The organism is Streptomyces sp. NPDC058401 (assembly GCF_042722885.1).
Classification (GTDB): Bacteria; Actinomycetota; Actinomycetes; order Streptomycetales; family Streptomycetaceae; genus Streptomyces.
Map to the genome: position 1 here is coordinate 21,227 of NZ_JBHXKA010000024.1, position 18,820 is coordinate 40,046.

Here is an 18,820-nt window from a genome sequence, read left to right on the forward strand (position 1 = left end):
GGGCGGTCAGGCGGCGGAGCCGGCCGTGGCCCGGCCGCCGACTGCGGAGCCGAGGCCTGAACCGAGGTCGGAGTCCAGGACGGTGCCGAGGACGGCGAAGAACTCGGGGAGCTGCTCCTGGAAGTAGAAGTGGCCACCGGGCAGCACGAACGAGGCGAAGGGGTGGTCGGTGAGCTGTGCCCAGCGGTCCAGCGAGGCGGCCGGGGCGACCGGGTCGGCGTCCCCGCCGATCACCGTCAGCGGGCAGTCCACGCGGGCCTCGGACTCCTCGCAGCGGTAGACGTCGTCGATCGCGAAGTCGGCGCGGATGGACGGGATGATGATCTCCCGCAGCTCCGGCTCGTCGAGGATGCCGTCGTCGGTGCCGCCGCGCTCCTTGATGGCCGCGACCAGTTCGTCGTCGTCCAGGAGTTCGGGGTGCACCGCGCACGGGTTGGCGAGGAAGGGGGCCCGGCAGGCCGAGGCGACCAGGGCCCGCGGGGTCCGGCCCGCCGCCTGCAGGGCCCGTACCACCTCGAAGGCGACCAGCGAGCCCATGCTGTGCCCGAGCACCACCAGGTCGTCGGTGGTGCCCGCGGGCAGCGAGGCCACGACGGGGCCGGCCAGGTCGGCGATCGTACGGGGCAGGTCCTCGGCGAAGCGGGCGCCCCGGCCGGGGTACTGGCCGATCAGCAGCCGGACGTCGGCGGGCAGGTACCGGCGCCATTCGGCGTACGCGTGCGCGTTGCCGCCGGCGTGCGGCAGGACCAGCAGCGAGGTCCGCTGCGGGCCCTCGCCGGGCAGGTCCCACACCACGTCGTCGGGGGCGGGCGTGAAGTCCGGGTACGTGTCGTTGCTCATGAGGAACTCCGTTCCTGGTCGGGGGTGCGGCGGCGGAGCGCGGGCCGGGCCCGGCGGGGCGCCGCCGGGGCGGACCGGCGCAGGCTCTCTATGCGCGCGGCGAGGGTGGCGGGTGTCGGGTGCTGGAAGACGTCGCGGAGGGCGAGGGTGACGCCGAGGGCGGCGCCGATCCGGTTGGTGAGGCGGGCGGCCAGCAGGGAGTGGCCCCCGAGGTCGAAGAAGCCGTCGTCGATGGAGAGCGGCGCCGTCGTGTTCAGGGCCTCGGCGAAGTGCGCGAGGACCGACGCCTCCAGCTCGGTGCGCGGAGCGCGCCCGCCTACCGTGGCGGCCGCCTCGGGGACGGGCAGGGCCCGCTTGTCGATCTTCCCGTTCGGGGTGAGGGGCAGCCGGTCCAGCAGGACCACGAAGGCCGGGACCATGTGGTCCGGCAGCAGCGTGCGCAGCCAGAGCCGGACGTCCTGCCCCGAGAGGCCGGGGTCGGTCGCGACGAGGTAGGCCGTCAGCTGGGGCGTGTTGTGGTGGTCGGGGTGGGTCGAGAGGGTGGCCTGGGCGATGTCCGGGTGGGTGGTGAGGACGGTCTCGATCTCCGTCGTCTCCACGCGGAAGCCGCGGATCTTGATCTGGGTGTCGGTGCGGCCGGTGTAGTGGAGGTTCCCCTCGGCGTCCCAGTGGGCCTGGTCGCCGGTGCGGTAGAGGCGGGATCCGGGCGGGCCGTAGGGGTTGGGCAGGAAGCTCGCCGCGGTGGTGCCGGGCTGGCCGAGGTAGCCGTGCGCCAGGCCGTCACCGGTGAGGTAGAGCTCGCCGGTGGCGCCGGGCGGTGTCGGGTGCAGGCGGGCGTCCAGGACGTAGGCCTGCTTGTTGGTGAGCGGCCGGCCGATGGACACGGTCGGGGTCGGGCGGTCCGAGACCGGGATGGGGTGGGTGGTGGTGAAGCCCATGGATTCGGCGGGGCCGTAGCCGTTGGTGATGGTCAGGTCCGGGTGGAGGGAGTGGAGGCGGTGGACGTGGGTGGGGGAGGCGGGTTCGCCGCCCGTGTAGACGATGCGGGTGGTGGTGAAGGTGTCCGGGTGCTCGTCGGTGAGGTAGTTGAAGAGGCTGGAGGACAGCTGGAGCATGGTCACGGAGTGGCGCTGCGACAGTGCGGAGATGGCTGCCGGTTCGGGGCGCTGTCCGGGTTGGAGGACGGTGGTGCCGCCGTGCAGGAGGGCGCCCCAGAATTCGAGGCTGAAGGCGTCCCAGGACACGGGCGAGCACTGGAGGAAGACTTCCTCCGGACCGAAGTGCGCGTAGGTCTGGGCCGTGACCGTGGAGACGAGGTTGCGGTGGGAGGACAGGATCCCCTTGGGGCGACCCGTCGAGCCGGACGTGAACATCACGCAGGCCGCGTCGGCGGGGGTGAGGCGTATGCCCGGGCGGGTGGCGGATCGTCGGCCGATCGCCTCCGCCTCGGAGTCCACGAGCACGGAGGTCCACGGCCCGGCCACCCGGGCGTGGTGGCGCGCGTCGGTGACGAGGATGCCGACCGCCGCGTCCCGTGCGGTCCCCGCGAGCCGTTCGTCGGGGAACTCGGGGTCCAGGAGTGCGTATCCGGCGCCGGTCTTGAGGACGGCGAGGAGGGCGACGGCGAAGTGGGTGCCGCGGTCGAGGAGAATGCCCGCCAAGTCGCCTCGACCCAGGCCGTGTTCGGTGAGGTGGTGGGCGAGTCGGTTGGCGCGGGTGTCGAGTTCGGCGTAGGTGAGTTCCTCGTCGCCGAAGACCAGGGCGCGGGCGCCGGGGCGGGTGCGGGCCTGCTCCTCGAAGCGGTCCACGAGGGTGTCCTCGCCGATGGCGGTGCGCCGGCCGGTCCACTCCTCCAGCACCTGGCGCCGCTCGGCCTCACCGAGCAACTCCAGCTCCGACAAGGCGACTTCCGGGGCGGCCACGACGTGTTCCAGCGTGCGCCGCAGCATGTCCGCCAGCCGCTCCACGGTGCCGTGCTCGTACAGGTCGGAGCTGTACAGCACCGCACCCGTCAGCGGCCCGTCCGGCTCGGCCCGCAGCAGGAACTCCAGGTCGAACTTGACCGCGCCCGTCGCCAGCGGCTCCGCGGCCCCGGCCCGCAGGCCCGGCAGGTCCGGGGTGACCGCGGGGCCCGACTCCAGGGCCAGGCAGATCTGGAACAGCGGGTGCCGGGCCAGCGTACGCGTCGGATTGACGGCCTCCAGCACCAGGTCGAAGGGGGCGTCCTGATGGGCGAAGGCGTCCAGGTCGGCGGCCCGCACCCGGGCCAGCAACTCGCGGAAGGCAGGATCGCCCGAGGTGTCGGTCCGCAGCACGAGCGTGTTGACGAAGAAGCCCACCAGGTCCGACAGGGCCTCGTCCGTCCGTCCCGCGACCGGTGAGCCGAGGGGGATGTCCGTCCCCGCGCCCATCCGGGTCAGGAGCGCGGCCAGCGCCGCCTGCACCACCATGAACGGGGTGCACCGTTCGGCGCGCGCCAGCTCGACGATCCGCTTGTGCAGGCGGCGCCCGAAGTCCACGCGCACCGCCCCGCCGCGCTGCCCGGCCACCGCGGGCCGCGGCCGGTCGGTGACCAGCCCGAGCTCCTCCGGCAGCCCGCCCAGCGCCGACTTCCAGTAGGCCAGTTGGCCCTCCAGCACCCCGCCGTCGGCCTGCGCGGCGCGCTGCCAGAGCGCGTAGTCGGCGTAGTCCGCGGGCAGCGGGGCCCAGTCGGGGGCGCGGTCCTCCCGGCGCGCCGCGTATGCGGCCGACAGGTCGTCGAAGAGCGGGCGCAGCGACTGGCCGTCGGTGGCGATGTGGTGCATCAGGACGAGCAGGGTGGAATCGGTCTCCCCGGTCCGCAACAGCGTCGCCCGCAAGGGATGTTCGGCGGCCAGGTCGAAGGAGTGCCGGGCAGCCGACAGCAGTTCGGCGTCCAGCGCGTGCGGGGCCACCGTACGGACCTCGAACACGGCCGGCCCTGCCGGGTCGACGACCTGCCGGGGGTCGCCGTCCACGGTGGTGAACCGGGTTCGCAGCGGCTCGTGCCGGCCGACGAGGTCACCGAAGGCGGCCCGCAGCGCCGCCACGTCCACGGCGCCGTCCAGCCGCACCGTCATCGGCACGTTGTACGAGGTCCCCTGCTCCTGCAGACCCGACACCAGCCAGAGACGCTGCTGGGCGAAGGACAGCGGCAGCCGCTCGGGCCGCACGGCGGCCCGGGCCAGCGGAGGCAGCACGGGCCGGCCCGAGGCGGCCGTGACCTGGCGGGCCAGCGCCGCCGGGGTGGGGTGCTGGAAGACGTCGCGCAGGGTGAGGGCGACGCCGAGCGTGGAGCCGATCCGGTTGACCAGACGGGCGGCCAGCAGCGAGTGGCCGCCGTGGTCGAAGAACCCGTCGTCGATGGAGAGCGGGGCCGGGGAGCCGAGGACCTCGCTGACCAGGGTCCGGACGATCTCCTCCAGCTCGGTACGGGGCTGGCGGCCGCCGGCCGTCAGCGGAAGCTCGACGGCCGGCAGGGCCCGCTTGTCGATCTTCCCGTTCGGGGTGAGCGGCAGCCGGTCCAGTACCGCGAACTGCGCCGGGACCATGTGCTCCGGGAGCCGCTCGCGCAGCCAGCTCTTCAGGGCGGCGGGGCCTGTGCCGGGTCCCGCGGCGGACCCTGTGCCGGGTACCAGGGTGACGTAGGCCGTCAGGTGGGTGGTGTGCACCACGGTGGCCTGGGCGATGCGGGGATGGCCGGTCAGCACGGTCTCGATCTCGGTGGGTTCCACGCGGAAGCCGCGGATCTTGATCTGGGTGTCAGTGCGGCCGGTGTAGTGGAGGTTGCCTTCGGTGTCCCAGTGGGCCTGGTCGCCGGTGCGGTAGAGGCGGGAGCCGGGCGGGCCGTAGGGGTTGGGCAGGAAGCTGGCCGCGGTGGTGCCGGGCTGGGCGAGATAGCCGTGTGCGAGGCCGTCGCCGGCCAGGTAAAGCTCGCCGGTGGTGCCGGGCGGCGAGGGGCGCAGTCGCGCGTCGAGGACGTAGGCGTGCTTGTTCGTCAGCGGCCGTCCGATGGACACCGTGCCCGTCACCTCGGCCGTGGCCGGGACGGGGTGGGTGGTGGTGAAGCCCATGGATTCGGCGGGGCCGTAGCCGTTGGTGATGGTCAGGTCCGGGTGGAGGGAGTGGAGGCGGTGGACGTGGGTGGGGGAGGCGGGTTCGCCGCCCGTGTAGACGATCCGGGTGGTGGCGAAGGTCTCCGGGTGCTCGTCGGTCAGGAAGTTGAAGAGGCTGGAGGACAGCTGGAGCATCGTGACGCCCCGGCTCGGGGCCAGCGCGGCGATGGCCGCGGGTTCGGGGCGCTGCCCGGGTTGGAGGACGGTGGTGCCGCCGTGCAGGAGGGCGCCCCAGAATTCGAGGCTGAAAGCGTCCCAGGAGACAGGGGAGCACTGGAGGAAGACTTCCTCCGGACCGAAGTGCGCGTAGGTCTGGGCGGTGAGGGTGGAGACGAGGTTGCGGTGGGAGGAGAGGATGCCCTTCGGGCGTCCGGTGGAGCCGGACGTGAACATCACGCAGGCCGTGTCGGCGGGCGTCAGCCAGATGCCCAGGGGCGTGGACGGCTGCCGCGCGACGGCCCCGCTCTCGGCGTCGACCAGGACGGTCGTCCAGGGTCCGGCCACCCGGGCATGGTGCGGCCCGTCGCTCACCAGCACCCGCAGACCGGCCTCGACGGCCGTGCCGGCGAGTCGTTCGTCGGGGAACTCGGGGTCCAGGAGTGCGTATCCGGCGCCGGTCTTGAGGACGGCGAGGAGGGCGACGGCGAACTCGGTGCCGCGGTCGAGCAGGATGCCTGCCAAGTCGCCGCGTGCGAGGCCGTGTTCGGTGAGGTGGTGGGCGAGTCGGTTGGCGCGGGTGTCGAGTTCGGCGTAGGTGAGTTCCTCGTCGCCGAAGACCAGGGCGCGGGCGCCGGGGCGGGTGCGGGCCTGCTCCTCGAAGCGGTCCACGAGGGTGTCTTCCCCGATGTCGGTGCGCCGGCCGGTCCACTCCTCCAGCACCTGGCGCCGCTCGGCCTGACCGAGCAACTCCACCTCGGGTAGCGGTACTTCGAGATCGGAGTCGAGCGCCGTCGTCACGAAGCGCAGGAACCGGTCCTGGTGCCCGGCCACCGCGGCGAGGTCGCAGACCTGCGGCGCCGCATCGAAGTCGATCCGGAGCCCGTCCTCGGGCCCCAGGTCGTAGACACCGACCGCCAGGTCCTCCACGGGACCGTTGCTCAAGTTGTGCTGAATCGTCGGGAAGCCGCAGAACCGCATCCCGGGGGTGAACGCCATGATGTTGACCAGCGGGGCCGTGATCCGCCGCTCCGACTCGCCTACACCCAGGTCCCGGCACATGTCCTCGTACCGCGTGCGCTGGTGCGCCAGACCCTGCCGGGTCTCCTTGACCACGGCCGCCAGCAGCTCGGCGAGCGTGCCTTCGGGTGCCACCGGCACCCGCAGCGGCACCACGTTCGACATCATCCCCGGTGTGCGCCGGGCCAGTTCCGTACGCCGCCCCGTCACCGGTAGGCCGAGCACCGGCTCGGAGCTCCCGCTCACCCGGTGCACGTAGGCCGCGACGAGAGCGATCACCAGCATCGTCCACGGTGCCCGCTGCGCCCGCGCCACCGCCCGCAGCCGGTCCGCCCGGTCCGGCGGCAGCACCACGGTGCGCCGTACGAAGGGCAGCGCACCCGGCACCGGCCCGCCGCTGCGGCCTTCGCCGAGCCGCGGGGTCTGCGGCAGCCCCGCGAGGTGCCCGGCCCAGTGCGCCCGGTCCGCCGCCGCCTCCGGCGAGGTCCGGTACTCCGCGTCCTCGGCGAACAGGGCCTCCAGCGTCCCGAACGGGCTCGGCCCCCAGGGCTCGCCGGCCGCCGCCCGCTCGTACAGCTCCACCAGCCGCTGATCCATCAGGGCGACACCCAGGCCGTCGACGGCCAGGTGGTGGAAGGCGTGGAAGTAGAACCAGCGCCGTTCGCCGCCGGGCGCGGTTCCCGCATCGATCAGGACGTGCCGGGTCAGCCAGCCGTCCGCGAGGTCGAAGGGCCGGGCCAGCTCCGCGTCCATCCGGTCCCGGGCCGCACCCGCGGGGTCCGCCTCACCGCTCAAGTCCAGCAACTCCAGCCGCCGGTCGCCCGGTTCGGCCCGCACCAGCTGCCACAGGGAGCCGTCCTCGTCCGCACCGGTGCCCCGGATGCGCAGCGCGTCCGCCTCGCGGGCCAGCTGGTACCAGGCCCGGGCGAGCAGCTGCGGATCGAGGTCGCCCAGGATCTCGCGGTACTCCCCGATGTTGTAGCGGCAGCCGGAGGCGTCGAGTCCGTGGGCCATCCAGATGTCGCGTTGCGCCGCCGACAGCGGCAGTCGCGCAGCGACCGGCCCGTGCGCGGTGCTGCTCGGTTCAGCGGGCTTGGGGGACATGCCGGTGCTCCTCAAAATGGTCTCCGTGGCGGGCGGTCGAGCGGGGTCCGGACGCCGGTCCGGGTCCTGCCGTGCGGGTCCGGGGTCCTGCCGTGCTGTCCGGGTTCTGCCGTGCGGGTCCGGGTTCTGCCGTGCGGTCCGGCCGTACGCCATCCAACCGGCGGGCTCCCGGGGCGGGCGGCAGTTGCTCCGGCACTCGGCCAGCAGTTCAGGCGGCAGTGGCGGCAGCCGTACGGGGCTCCGCGACGGCGGCCGGGCACGCGGCCCGGACCAGGCCCAGGACCCGGAAGCGGGAGCTGCCGCCCTCGTGCGCGGCGCGCACCACACCGCTGATCAGCAGCTCGCGCAGCAGCCGGCCGGACTCCGCCAGGCCGCCGCCGGTGAGGGCGGTGATCCCGGCCAGCTCGAACTCCTCCCCGGACCGGCCGCACAGCGCCTCCAGCAGCTCCCGCGCGGCGGGCGAGAGCCGGTCCAGCCGGTGGCGCAGCACACCGCGGAGCCCGTCGGCCCCCGGCCGGCCGCCCAAGTGGTCGAGCAGGGCCACCGGGTCCTCGTCGAGGCTGTGGCACAGCGCGGGCAGATCGCACACGACCAGCCAGGAGGCGGCCGCGGCCAGTGCCCCCGGATGCCCGTCCAGCCGCCGGCTGATCCACGCCGCCCGCTCCGCGTCGGCCGCCGTCGGGACGAACTCCGGCCGTACCCGCCGGACATGGTCGAGGAACAGCCTCACCGCGGGAGCCGACGCGTCCACCGCCCCGGCGGCGGGCACCTCCAGCGGCGCCAGCAGGAAGATCCGCTCACCCGGCACCTCCCACGGCTGGTCGGAGGTCACCAGCAGCCGCAGGCCCGGGCAGGCGCGCAGCAGGCCCGTCAGCCGGCCGCACCGGGCCACACCCGCCGCAGCGCCGTCGAGCACCAGCAATACGCTCTGATCACCCAGTAGTTCGGCCAGGGAGTCGACCGCGCTCGGTGAGCCCGAGGCGCCTGCGGCCGCTGCTTTGGTCTCCGATGCGGTCTCCGCTGCGGTCTCCGGTGCGAGCAGCTCGGCGACCGCAGCCGCGACCCGGGCCGCGGGCTCGCCGTCCGCGCAGCCCAAGTGGTCGGCCGCCGCACCGGGGAAGGCGTGCCAGAGCACCGGCATCCCGGCCGCGTGCAGCCGCTCGGCCACCGCCAGCGCCAGCCGCGTCTTGCCCACACCGGCCAGCCCCACCAGGTGGACCAGCCGCTCCGCGCCCGAGGAGAGCTCCCGCTCCAGCCCCGCCAGCTCCGCCTCCCGGCCCACCATCGGGTGCAGGGCCGTCGGCGGTGCGGGCGGCTGCTCCCAGCCCGCACCGGTCGCCCGCCCCCGGTGGACGGCCGCCTCGAGGGAGGCCCGGGCCCGCGGACCCAGTCGCAGCGCGTCGGCCATCAGGCGCAGGGTGTCGGGGCGGGGCCGTCTCGCCTTGCCCTGCTCCAGATCGCGGATGGCGCGGACGCTGATGGTGGACAGGTCGGCCAGCTCCCGCTGGGTGAGCCCGATCCGCAGCCGGTGGGCCCGGATCAGGACCCCCAGTCGGGTGGCCTCCTGTGCGAGGGGGACTGCGGCGGCGACGGCCGTGCTGTGCATGTGCGCTCCCGGCGGTGGTGGTGGGGAACGACAGGGCCTGGGGTGATGCGGCCCGGTTCCTGATCCCTATCGTCGGCAGCGCGCTATCGCCCCGGCATCCCCGGACGAACCGCCTCCGGTGGGCCGCCCTATCACCGGGCGGGCCCGGCGCGGCCCCGCCCGGCGCCGCTATCGGCGGGCGGGCCCGCGGCTATCACGGCGCACGGAGTTCCGTGATAGCGCGGGGATAGGGAGAGGGCCGGTGCGGGGATTCCGGCTCTTCCTAATGTCTGTCCCAGAACGAAGGAAGCGCCCCGGAAGACCCGGAGCGCACCGACGAAGGGACTCAGAAATGACGCTCGCCACCGCCTTCCGCACCGCCCTCGTCACCGTCGCCATCGCCGGAGCCGCGGTGCTCGGTACCCAGGTCGCCCAGGCCGACGGCCCCGTCGCCCCCGCCACCACGGCCGGCAACCCGGCCCCGCAGGCCACCCCCTCCCCGAGCACCACCACGGACACCAACCCGTGGGACTGACGTCCCCCCCGCCGGCCCGGTGTCAGACCCCGGCAGCGGCTCCGCTCGCCGGTGTATGAGGGGCCGCCGAGCTCAGCCCCGCCACCGAGCCCAGACTTGCCGCCGAGCCCAGACCCGCCCCCAGGCCCGGGTTCGCAGGAGCGCCACCGGTGATCTGGCCGGGCATCTGGACCACGACCGGCCTGGCCGGCAGCGCGGCCGAACCCAGCAGCCGCATCGCCTCGGTGAGTTCCGCGTCCATCCGCCGCTCGCGGAACACCCGTACCGAACTCTCCAGCAGCTCCCGCGACCGCGAGCGCTCACCGGCGCCCCCGCTCGCCACCAGCAGCCTCGCCAGATCCAGCCGCACCAGCGCCGCCCCGCCCTGGTCCATGATCTGCTCGCGGACCGACAGCGCCTGCGCGTAGAACCCCCGGGCGGCCTCACCACGGCCGAGCTCCGCGTGCGCATGACCCAGGTCCCGCAGCAGGTGCCCCTCGCCGATCACGTCACCGCTGTCCCGGCACAGCTCCAGCACCTCGGTGAACGTCCGTACCGCGCGCTCGTGTTCGCCGCGGGCCTGCGACAGCTGGCCCGCCCTGCGCAGCGTGCGGGCCTGTCCGCCCGTGTACCCCACCGAACGGTAGATGCCGAGCGCCTCGTCCAGCCGGTCCTGCGCGGCCGAGGCCTGGCCGCGCACCATCCAGATCTGCGCGCTCTGCGTCAGGACGATGGCCCGGCCCACCACGTCACCGACCCGGTCGAAATCCCGCAGCGCCCGGTCGTACAGGGTGAGCGCGTGGTCCTCGTTGCCCTGCATCCGTTCCAGCAGGGCCAGGTCGCGGTGGCACAGCGCCAGCCCGTGGGGGTCGCCCAGCTCCTGGAACAGCCCGAGCGCCGAGGTCAGCGCCGCCCGGGACTCCTCCTTCTGGCTGCGGCCGAGGTGCAGTACACCCATCGAGCTGAGCAGGGCCGCGGTACCGCGCTTGTTGCCCGCGGCCCGGACGGCCTCCAGCGCCAGCCGGTGCGTGCGCTCCCAGTCGTCGAAGTAGCCCCGGCCCTCGAACAGGGTCGTCAGCGTCGTTGCCAGGTCCCAGCACAGTTCGTCCATCTGCGCCGCCGCCGCGTGCTCGACGGCCTGGACCAGGTTCGCGTGCTCGCTGTCGAGCCACTCCAGCGGATCGACGAGGAGTTCGTCCACGCACGGAGCGGGCGGCTCCCAGCGCGGTGCGCTGCCGTGGAGCACGGTGAAGTCCCCGCCGTAGATGCGGCGGTGGGCCTGTTCGGCCAGCGACAGCCAGCCGCCCAGCATCCGCCCGAGCGCCGACGTCTGCGCGGCGGGCTCGTCGTGCGCGGCGAGCTGCTCCCGCGCGAACACCCGGATGATCTCGTGGAAGCGGTAGCGGAAGCCGCCGGTGGACTCGACCCCGACGACGTCCAGCATCTGTACGTCGACGAGCGGTTCGAGGAGGTCGCAGGGGAAGGGGCGGTCGTCGTCCAGCAGCGCCCCGGCCAGCCAGCCCGGGAGGGTCGGCCCCTTCGCGAGGCTCAGCAGCCGCAGCAGTCGGCGGTCCGCCGCGGCCAGGCCGTCGTGCGTGAGCGAGAGGCTCGCGCGCATCGTCATTTCGCCGTGGGTCAGTTCGTCGAGGCGGTGCCGTTCGTTGGCGAGGCGGTGCACCATCGAGGCGAGCGTCCAGTGCGGCCGGGCCGCCAGCCGGGCGGCGACGATCCGCAGGGCCAGCGGCAGTCCGCCCACCGTACGGATCAGGGCCTCGGCGGAAGCCCCTTCGCGCCCCACCCGGTCCTCGCCGATCACCCGTACCAGCAGTTCCAGCGCGTGTTCGGTGCTCATCACGTCGAGTTCCACGCGGTGCGCGCCCGGCAGGCCGGTCAGCCGGACCCTGCTGGTGACGAGCACGGCGCAGCTGCGGTTCCCCGGCAGCAACGGGCGGATCTGGCTCTCCGACGCCGCGTCGTCGAGGACCACCAGCACCCGCCGCGACGCCATCAGGGTGCGGTACATCTCGGCGCGCTCGTCCTGCGATTCGGGGATCACGGGCCCGGGGATGCCGAGTGCGCGCAGGAACCGGCCGAGCACCTCGGAGGAGGTCGCCGGAGTGCCGGTACCGCGCAGATCGCAGTACAACTGGCCGTCGGGGAAGGCGTTCTCGCTGAGCCGGTGTGCGATGTGCGTGGCCAGCGTGGACTTGCCGGTGCCCGGCTTGCCCACGACCACGGCCAGGCCCACCGCCCGGCCGCCCTCGGCGAGCAGCGTCCGTTCGATCGCCTCGATCAGCGCCTCGTCCCCGACGAAATCGGAGGTGTCGGCGGGGAGTTGGCGCGGAATCTCCTCCCGGTACGAGGCTGCGCCGGACGCGGACGGGAGCGCGGGCGGCAGCAGGGCGGGCCGCTCCGGCCCGGGCGCCTCGCCGGCGGCGAGGGCCGCCGCAGTCGCTGCGCCCGCCGCGGCGGGGACCGGTACCGCCGCCGGGGGAGCGGCACCGGGCGAAGGAGCGCTCGTACCCGTACCCGTACCCGTACCCGTACCCGTACCCGTACTCCGGGCCGGACCTCCGGTGCCGTAGTCGCCCGCCCCGGGCCGCGACGGTGGGGTGACTTCACCGGCAAGGATGGCTGATTCCAGCGCCCGCAGTTCGGATCCCGGCTCCAGGCCGAGCTCCTCCACCAGCAGCTCGCGTCCGACCCGGTAGCTCTCCAGCGCCTCCGCCTGCCGCCCCGAGCGGTACAGGGCGAGCATCAGCTGCCCGCGCAGCCGCTCCCGCAGCGGGTGCACCCTCACCAGCAACTGGATCTCGCCGACGAGCTGGTGGTGCCGTCCCAGTTCCAGTTCCAGCCCGATGCGGGTCTCGGCCACCGTGAGGCGTTCCTCGTCCCATTGCAGGGCCTTGCTCCGCAGGGTGTCGCTCGACACCCCGCTGAGGCAGTCTCCCTGCCACAACTCGCTTGCTGTGCGCAGTAGTTCCGCGGCCTCGCCCAGGGCCCCCTGCTTGGCCAGCGCACGTGCCTCGGCCGCCGCGCGGGCGAACAGGGCGGAGTCGACGAGGTCGCCCTCCGTCTTGAGGACGTACCCCGGTGGCCGGGTGGTGATCGCCGCCGGCACCACCGCCGTGCTGAACAGCTTGCGCAGCCGCGACACGCAGATCTGCACCTGGGTGCGGGCCGTGTCCGGGGGCTCGTCGTCCCAGATCAGGTCGACGAGGTAGTCGGTGCTCACCACGCGGTTCGCCTCGAGCAGCAGGGCGGCCAGGATGACCTCCTGCCGACCGGGCGGTATGCGTACCGGACCGCCGAGACCGGTCACTTGTAACGGTCCGAGGAGACGGAACACCACCGAGTCAGGGGTCTGCGGAACCCCGCCGGGCGAAACGGTCATGAGACTCCCAGCTGGGGGCATACCTGATCCCGCTCGCCCCGCGTGCACGACGCGGTCGAGCCGGGAGGGAAGACGGGTGGAGCGGTGGTCAGTCTTCCCGAACACGTCTGCGGTTGTCCATGGTGTGGAGATTTCGTGGCGATGAACGCGACAGTGCAGTTCAGGCCATCGCGGCCCGGTGGTGGCGCCGCGTAGCCCCGTCCCGGTGATAGGCCGGGGATAGCCCCGAGTTGCGCGCCTGGAGGACGGTGTACCTGCCGCCCCCGGAGGGGACGCGGCCGTACGAAAGGACCCCCATGACCACCCGGCACCCGAGGCGGATCCCGCCCAGCCCCGTCATCACCGACTCCGGGGTCGACCACGTCCGCCTCGCGTACCACTACCTCGACAGCGGGGACCTCGACGGCTACGGGTCCCTCCTGCACGCGGGGAGCCTGGGACCCGAGCTGGAAGCCCCCCGGGGCGCCGGGGCCCGGCACCACATCACCCGGATCGTCGCCGAGGGGGACTGCGTGGTCGCGATGGGCCGACTCGCCCCGCAGCAGCGGGACTTCGTCGACGTGTTCACCCTCTCCGACGAGGGAATGCTCCGCGCCTGCCGGCGCTACTACTCCGCCCGGACGGGCTGACCGGGCCGGCCGGCACGTCAACGGGCCTTCACGCGGGGCTCCTTACCCCCGAACCCGCCTACCGAGCCTTGCGGGCGTGCAGGACGTACGCCTCCAAGGGGAGCGGGGTGCGGCCGACCAATTCCAGCCCGGCGTCGGCGAGCAGCCGGGCGTAGTGCTCGGCCCGGCGTTCGCGCCCGCCGACGTTGCACATCATGTGGAGGTCCCAGGCCGTGGCCAGCGAGGGGGAACCGTCGGCGGGCAGCAGCCGTTCGACGATCAGCAGGTCGGCGTGGTCGGGCATCGCGCGGGCGCAGTGGCGCAGGATCTCCCGGCACCGGTCGTCGTCCCAGTCGTGCAGGATGCGGGAGAGGACGTACACGTCGCCGCCGGACGGCATGTCCGCGAAGTCCCCGCTGCGGTAGGCGCAGCGGTCGCCGCAGCCCGCGGCGTCGAGCGAGCGGCGGGCGGCCTCGACGGCGTGCGGGCGCTCCAGGAGCGTGCCCCGCAGCCCCGGGTGTGCGGTCAGGATGCGCCCGAGCAGCTCGCCGTTGCCGCCGGCCACGTCGACGACGGTCCGCGGGGCGGACGCCCGGGCCGCGGCGGTGATCACGGGGTGGTCCGGGAGCGGCTGGAACATCCGCGAACTGGCCGCCATGGAACGGTCGAAGAGGTCGGCGAGTTCGGGGTCGCGTGCGAAATGGTCGAAGTGGTTCTCGCCGAAAAGGTGGTCGAACGCGGGCTGTCCGGTCCTTACGGTGTGGTCGAGGGCGGCGAAGGACCCGTAGAAGGGGCCCCCGTACATCAGGGCCAGCGGGCGCATCGTGTCCGGGGAGTCCGAGCGGAGCAGGGCCCCGAGCGGGGTGAGGCGGAAGCTTTCCTCTTGATCGGTGTCTTCGGCTCGATCGGTGTCCCCGGCCACGACGTCGAGCATCGAGAGGTAGCGCAGGAGCGTGGCGAGGTTCTCGGGCCGGGTGCCGGTACGCCGGGCGAGCTCCCGGATGCCGGTGGCCGCGTACGGGTCCATGGCGTCGGGCAGGCCCAGGCGCGCGAACGCGGCGAGCGCCTGGGTGGTCCACGCTCCGGTGAGGAGGCGCAGGAGCGTCTCGGCGGGCCCGCCCGCGTCCGGGCGCTCCCGCGGTTGCGCGCAGAGGTGGTCGCGGAGGGCGTCCCGGTGGTCGCCGGGCGTATAGAGCTCCAGACGGCGGTAGCCGCACGCCCCGGCCGCGGGGGTGGTGAAGTAGAGGACGGTGCCGTCCTCGTGCGGGTTGTACCCGCCGCCGTCGGGGCGGGCGCCGTGCCGGGCGAGCACCGCGCACAGGCCGCGCAGCACCAGGGGGTCCGGATGCTCCAGTTCGAGGGCGAGGTGCGCCTCGTGGCCCCGGGCTCGTTCGTGCGCGGCGATCGCTTCGAGGTCCGAGTCCGCGGGCACCGTCAGGGCGAACACCTCCACCGCACGGCGCTCTCCGGCCGGGCCCTGGACGCGGGGACGCAGGATCCTGACGTCGAGGTCGGCCAGATCGCGGCCGTGGCGCCGGGCGAGCCGCTCCCGTACGACGACGCTGGGCTGGGACGGGGTGTCGGCGGCGAGCCCGCAGTCGGCGAGCCGGCGGCGCAGGTCCTGCGCGTCGGTGGGGAAGAGCAGCAGGCCGGCGTGGGCGAAGCGGCAGTGCGGGGCCAGGGACTCCAGCTCCGGACCGCACAGACCGGGCAGCAGGAGGGGCAGCAGGGTGGCGGTGTCGTGGTCCCGTACGAAGGCGACGGCCGCGCGCAGGCGGGCCGTGTCGTCCGGGAGCACCGTTCCGTCGGCGGACGTCGTGCCGTCGGGAGGCGTCGAGGCGTCCGGAGGCATTGGGCTGCCGGGAAGCATCGTTTCGCCTCGCAGCGGCGGTACGGCGGGGCGCGTCGCTTCGTCGGGGAGGGTCGTCGTCATCGCGGAGTTCCTCGGGTGGTGCTGGGGCGGGTGCCCGGGCGGGAGCAGGGCAGGGCGGACCGGCTGTGCGGTGGTCGAGCGAGGGAAGGGGAGGGGAGGGAAGGGGACGGTGCGGGGGCGGTGCGGGGAACGGCGGTGGTCACATGCCGACGTAGTTCTCGGCGAACCAGTCCTGGTGGGCGCGGGACGTGCGCAGGGAGTCGAGGCGGGCGCGCCGCAGGGAAGCCTGGAAGAACGATCCGCCTGAGGGGTCCTCCCGGCCCGGGACCACGTGCAGCAGCCCGGTCATCCACTGGGTGAACTCCTGCGCGCGCCAGATGTGCGCCAGACTCTGCGCCGAGTACCGGTCGAGGGCTGTGCCGTCCCCTCCGGTGAGGGTCTCGGCGAGCGCCCCGGCCAGGATCTCCGCCTCCAGTACGGCGAGGTTCGCGCCCTTCGCGGCGGCCGGCGCGGTCAGGCTCGCGGCGTCGCCGGCGAGCAGGAGCGAGCCGTGGCGCAGCGGTTCGATCACCTCGCAGGCCAGGTCGACGACGCCGCGCTCGATGATCGGCCCCCGGCGCAGCGGACCGTGCTCCGCGGCGCCCATCCGCAGGTCGAGTTCGTCCCAGATCCGTTCTTCGGACCAGGCGTCGGCGGGAGCGCCGCGCCGGTACTGCAGGTAGTACCGCGTGACCTGCGGGCTGCGGGCCATGTGGCCGGCGAAGCCGCGGTCGTGGACGGCGTAGCCGACGGCGTCGAGGCTGGGCGGAGCTTCGGCGAGCAGGCCGAGCCAGCTCACTCCGTGGTCGTGGTGGTGGCGGATCGCGCCGGGCGGCAGCGAGCGGCGGGACGCGCCGTGGCGGCCGTCGCAGCCTGCGACGTACCGGGCGTCCCAGCGGGTGGGGCGGCCGTCCGGCTCCCGGGTGGTGACGTGGGGCCGGACTCCGTCGGCGTCGTGGACCGAAAGTGCCTCGGTCTCGAATTGGATCCGGCCGCCGGCGTCGAGGTAGTGGGTCAGGAGGTCGGTGACCAGGTTCTGCTGCGGGTAGACGGTGTGCCGCTCACCCCGGCCCAGGGAGCCGTAGTCGAGCCGGAAGCGGCCGTCCCCGGTGCGGAACTCGCACGTGCCGTGGGTGCGTCCGTGCCGGTGCAGGCCGTCGGCGAGGCCGTGGCGGTCCAGGATCCGTACGGTGTTCGGCGCGAGGAACCCGGCCCGGGCCCGGGTCTGGACGTGCGAGCGGTCGGCGCGTTCGAGAACGACGCAGTCGATCCCGGCGGCGAGTAGGAGGTTGGCGAGCACCAGGCCGGCGGGGCCGGCACCGAGGACGACCACATCGGCCGAGGTGCGTAAGCGTCGACAATTCTGACTTTCTGTCATGGCGCGGGAATCATAAGCACGGAAAAACCGGAGGAAGATCACCAATGACCCGCATGCAGCAATAGGGTGAAAATCGTCGTAATGCCGGAACGTCCGTGGTGGGTTCTTCCGATCCGCTCACGGAAGCCGGTTGGGGCTGCACGGGGCCTGTAGGGCGTCCGTTCGGGTGGCGTTGCCCCTTCCCCGGTGGTAAGTGCGGCTGGAAATAGGCCGGTCCGTGCTGTGCTGTGGCCACGACCCGAAGGCGGGGTCGTACGCGGGCCCGCCCGCTGTTTGCGGCAGGTCCGCCCCAACAGCGAAGGAGGACTGATGTCGAGCTACCGGAAGGACCGGCGAAGGCGGAGCAGGGTCGGTCAACTGCTCGTCCTGGTCATGGTCTTGGCAGTACCGCTCTTGGACGCGACTGGGGCTCGTGCCGCCGCGGTCCACTCCAAACAGGGCCCCGACTGGGATGCCATCGCCCGATGTGAATCCGGGGGAAATTGGCGGGCGAACACCGGCAACGGCCATTACGGCGGATTGCAGTTCACCCAGTCGAGCTGGAACGCGGCGGGAGGCCGCAAGTACGCACCACGCGCCGATCTCGCCACGAAGGCGGAGCAGATCGCCACGGCGAGGAGGCTCGCCAGGATCCAGGGAATGGGGGCCTGGACCTGCGCACGACGCAGGTGACGGACGCTCCGACGGGGCGTTCCTGACGCCCCGTCGGAGCGGTACGGGCCGGGTGTCCCGAAGCGCGCCGGGCGTTGCCTCGTTGACGGTCGGCTGACGTCAACTCGTCGGCACAGTACGGGAATTCAGAGAGCGAGGCCGTCGATCACCTCGGCGCCCGGAATCTCCGTGAACAGCCGTCCGGGTGCGATGAGTTTCCCGCGGCGGCGCCCGCTGCCGATCAACACGTACGGCATGTCGCGGACGGCCGGGTCCACCAGCAGCGGCCAGTCGTCCGGAAGTCCCAGAGGGGTGATGCCGCCGTACTCCATGCCCGTCAGCTGCACTGCCGTGTCCATCGGGGCGAAGGAGACCTTGCGCGCCCCCAGATGACGGCGGACGGCGCCGTTCACGTCGACGCGGGCGGCGGAGGGCACCAGACAGGCTGCGAGGGTGGTCTCCCCGCCGCGCTTCGCGGCCACGACCACGCAGTTCGCTGACTGGTCCAGCAGTTCCGCACCGAAGTGCGCCACGAAGGCGGCCGTGTCGGCGATGTCCGGGTCGGTGTCGACGTAGAGGATCTGTGCGGCGGGTACGTCTCCCCGCCAGCCGTCGACCGCTCGCGCCACGGGCGGGGTGAGCTCGGCGAGGCAGTCGGGGGCGGGCACGGCGTTGTCGAACGGCCCGATGGGGGTACGCATGCGGGCACGCTAGCACCGTGCCCGCAGGGCCCCGCGGGCCCTGGTCGCCGGGGGATCCTCCCGGCTCCGGAAGTGGCGGACCGAGGTGGGTACAGAGGGCACGCGGCGGCCGGTGTGGACCCCTGTCCGACCGGCCTCGCACCCTGGCTGACCTGCGGTTTCATCCGCGGCTCCGGTGGGGTGGGGGTGGGGTGTGCGGATGCGGGCCCGGGGGCCCTGTGTCAGCTTGGTACGAGTGGGGGCCGGACCGGGGGGCGTCTTCCCCGAAGGGGTGAATCGCAGATGAATCGACTTCTCGCCACGGCGGTGAGCACCACCGCCGCAGCGCTTCTCGTGGCCGGCGGGGCCGCCTCGGCCTTCGCCGCAGCGCCCACCGACGACGCGACCACGAAGCTGTGCAGCAGTCTGACCGAACTCAAGGCCGACAACGCGAAGTTGCGTACGCTCGACCCGGCGACAGCCACCAAGGACCAGATCAAGGACGCGCACAACGCCGTCCAGGACGACTGGAAGACCGTCGCCGAGTCCACCGCGCAGTTCAACGCCGCCCAGAAGGACGCGGTCAAGTCCGCCGCCGACAGCGTGAAGAAGACGTACGAGGACCTGCCCGGTGACACCACCGGCGCCGAGGCCCTCACCAAGCTCACCCCGGACCTGCAGAAGCTCGACACGGCCGTCGTGAGCGCCCAGACCGGTCTGAAGTGCGGCTGACCGCAGATCCTGAGCCGACCCGGAGCTGACGACCCGAGCTGAACCGGATCACCCACCACCGGGCGGGGCGCGGTACGGGCGCCCCGCCCGCCCGCGTGTCCGGTCCCGCCCCG

General features: G+C 73.4%; 11 protein-coding genes. 4 read left to right on the forward strand and 7 right to left on the reverse strand.

Annotated features, from left to right (window positions below):
- Window positions 1-6: 6 nt before the first annotated feature.
- The 3 genes from ACFWNV_RS11820 to ACFWNV_RS11830 all read right to left on the reverse strand — a co-directional run bounded on the left by ACFWNV_RS11820 (window position 7) and on the right by ACFWNV_RS11830 (window position 8,859).
- Complete coding sequence (locus ACFWNV_RS11820) at window positions 7-840, reverse strand: thioesterase II family protein (RefSeq protein ID WP_383944295.1); 834 nt, start codon at window positions 838-840, stop codon at window positions 7-9.
- Window positions 837-7,253, reverse strand: a complete 6,417-nt coding sequence (locus ACFWNV_RS11825; RefSeq protein WP_383944297.1) for an amino acid adenylation domain-containing protein — start codon at window positions 7,251-7,253, stop codon at window positions 837-839. Before ACFWNV_RS11825 ends, ACFWNV_RS11820 begins: the two co-directional genes overlap by 4 nt.
- A gap of 208 nt (window positions 7,254-7,461) precedes the next feature.
- Complete coding sequence (locus tag ACFWNV_RS11830) at window positions 7,462-8,859, reverse strand: helix-turn-helix domain-containing protein (protein WP_383944301.1); 1,398 nt, start codon at window positions 8,857-8,859, stop codon at window positions 7,462-7,464.
- A gap of 331 nt (window positions 8,860-9,190) precedes the next feature.
- Here ACFWNV_RS11830 and ACFWNV_RS11835 point away from each other — a divergent pair, with 331 nt between their 5' ends.
- Entirely contained in the window at window positions 9,191-9,373 is a 183-nt protein-coding gene (locus ACFWNV_RS11835; protein WP_383944304.1) for a hypothetical protein, read from the forward strand.
- Window positions 9,374-9,395: 22 nt separating this feature from the next.
- Here the strand turns inward: ACFWNV_RS11835 and ACFWNV_RS11840 are convergent, their stop codons facing one another.
- Window positions 9,396-12,746: a BTAD domain-containing putative transcriptional regulator gene (locus ACFWNV_RS11840; protein WP_383944307.1), complete on the reverse strand. Its 3,351-nt coding sequence runs from the start codon at window positions 12,744-12,746 to the stop codon at window positions 9,396-9,398.
- Window positions 12,747-13,042: 296 nt separating this feature from the next.
- Between ACFWNV_RS11840 and ACFWNV_RS11845 the strand changes: the two genes are divergently transcribed.
- Window positions 13,043-13,375, forward strand: a complete 333-nt coding sequence (locus ACFWNV_RS11845; RefSeq protein WP_383944310.1) for a nuclear transport factor 2 family protein — start codon at window positions 13,043-13,045, stop codon at window positions 13,373-13,375.
- Between the two features lie 58 nt (window positions 13,376-13,433).
- Here the strand turns inward: ACFWNV_RS11845 and ACFWNV_RS11850 are convergent, their stop codons facing one another.
- Both ACFWNV_RS11850 and ACFWNV_RS11855 read right to left on the reverse strand, forming a co-directional pair.
- Window positions 13,434-15,206, reverse strand: coding sequence for a methyltransferase (locus tag ACFWNV_RS11850; RefSeq protein WP_383944415.1), 1,773 nt, complete (start codon window positions 15,204-15,206; stop codon window positions 13,434-13,436).
- 220 nt (window positions 15,207-15,426) lie between these two features.
- The gene (locus ACFWNV_RS11855) at window positions 15,427-16,644 is read right to left on the reverse strand and encodes a 4-hydroxybenzoate 3-monooxygenase (RefSeq protein ID WP_383944313.1); all 1,218 of its coding nucleotides are present in this window, start codon (window positions 16,642-16,644) and stop codon (window positions 15,427-15,429) included.
- 372 nt (window positions 16,645-17,016) lie between these two features.
- Here ACFWNV_RS11855 and ACFWNV_RS11860 point away from each other — a divergent pair, with 372 nt between their 5' ends.
- Complete coding sequence (locus ACFWNV_RS11860; protein ID WP_383944418.1) at window positions 17,017-17,316, forward strand: transglycosylase family protein; 300 nt, start codon at window positions 17,017-17,019, stop codon at window positions 17,314-17,316.
- A 125-nt stretch (window positions 17,317-17,441) separates the two neighbouring features.
- On the opposite strand, the gene ACFWNV_RS11865 is transcribed toward ACFWNV_RS11860, so the two are convergent.
- Window positions 17,442-17,996, reverse strand: coding sequence for a YbaK/EbsC family protein (locus ACFWNV_RS11865; protein ID WP_383944316.1), 555 nt, complete (start codon window positions 17,994-17,996; stop codon window positions 17,442-17,444).
- 282 nt (window positions 17,997-18,278) lie between these two features.
- Here ACFWNV_RS11865 and ACFWNV_RS11870 point away from each other — a divergent pair, with 282 nt between their 5' ends.
- Window positions 18,279-18,707, forward strand: a complete 429-nt coding sequence (locus ACFWNV_RS11870) for a hypothetical protein (RefSeq protein WP_383944319.1) — start codon at window positions 18,279-18,281, stop codon at window positions 18,705-18,707.
- The last annotated feature ends 113 nt before the right edge of the window (window positions 18,708-18,820 follow it).

What these genes read in the sequence shown, in the direction of transcription:
- ACFWNV_RS11840 (WP_383944307.1), bottom strand. Translation starts at nt 12,746, where the DNA reads ATGACCGTTTCGCCCGGCGGGGTTCCGCAGACCCCTGACTCGGTGGTG.
- ACFWNV_RS11865 (WP_383944316.1), bottom strand. Translation starts at nt 17,996, where the DNA reads ATGCGTACCCCCATCGGGCCGTTCGACAACGCCGTGCCCGCCCCCGAC.
- ACFWNV_RS11845 (WP_383944310.1), top strand. Translation starts at nt 13,043, where the DNA reads ATGACCACCCGGCACCCGAGGCGGATCCCGCCCAGCCCCGTCATCACC.
- ACFWNV_RS11825 (WP_383944297.1), bottom strand. Translation starts at nt 7,253, where the DNA reads ATGTCCCCCAAGCCCGCTGAACCGAGCAGCACCGCGCACGGGCCGGTC.
- ACFWNV_RS11850 (WP_383944415.1), bottom strand. Translation starts at nt 15,206, where the DNA reads ATGCCTCCGGACGCCTCGACGCCTCCCGACGGCACGACGTCCGCCGAC.
- ACFWNV_RS11835 (WP_383944304.1), top strand. Translation starts at nt 9,191, where the DNA reads ATGACGCTCGCCACCGCCTTCCGCACCGCCCTCGTCACCGTCGCCATC.
- ACFWNV_RS11860 (WP_383944418.1), top strand. Translation starts at nt 17,017, where the DNA reads ATGGTCTTGGCAGTACCGCTCTTGGACGCGACTGGGGCTCGTGCCGCC.
- ACFWNV_RS11870 (WP_383944319.1), top strand. Translation starts at nt 18,279, where the DNA reads ATGAATCGACTTCTCGCCACGGCGGTGAGCACCACCGCCGCAGCGCTT.
- ACFWNV_RS11830 (WP_383944301.1), bottom strand. Translation starts at nt 8,859, where the DNA reads ATGCACAGCACGGCCGTCGCCGCCGCAGTCCCCCTCGCACAGGAGGCC.
- ACFWNV_RS11855 (WP_383944313.1), bottom strand. Translation starts at nt 16,644, where the DNA reads ATGACAGAAAGTCAGAATTGTCGACGCTTACGCACCTCGGCCGATGTG.
- ACFWNV_RS11820 (WP_383944295.1), bottom strand. Translation starts at nt 840, where the DNA reads ATGAGCAACGACACGTACCCGGACTTCACGCCCGCCCCCGACGACGTG.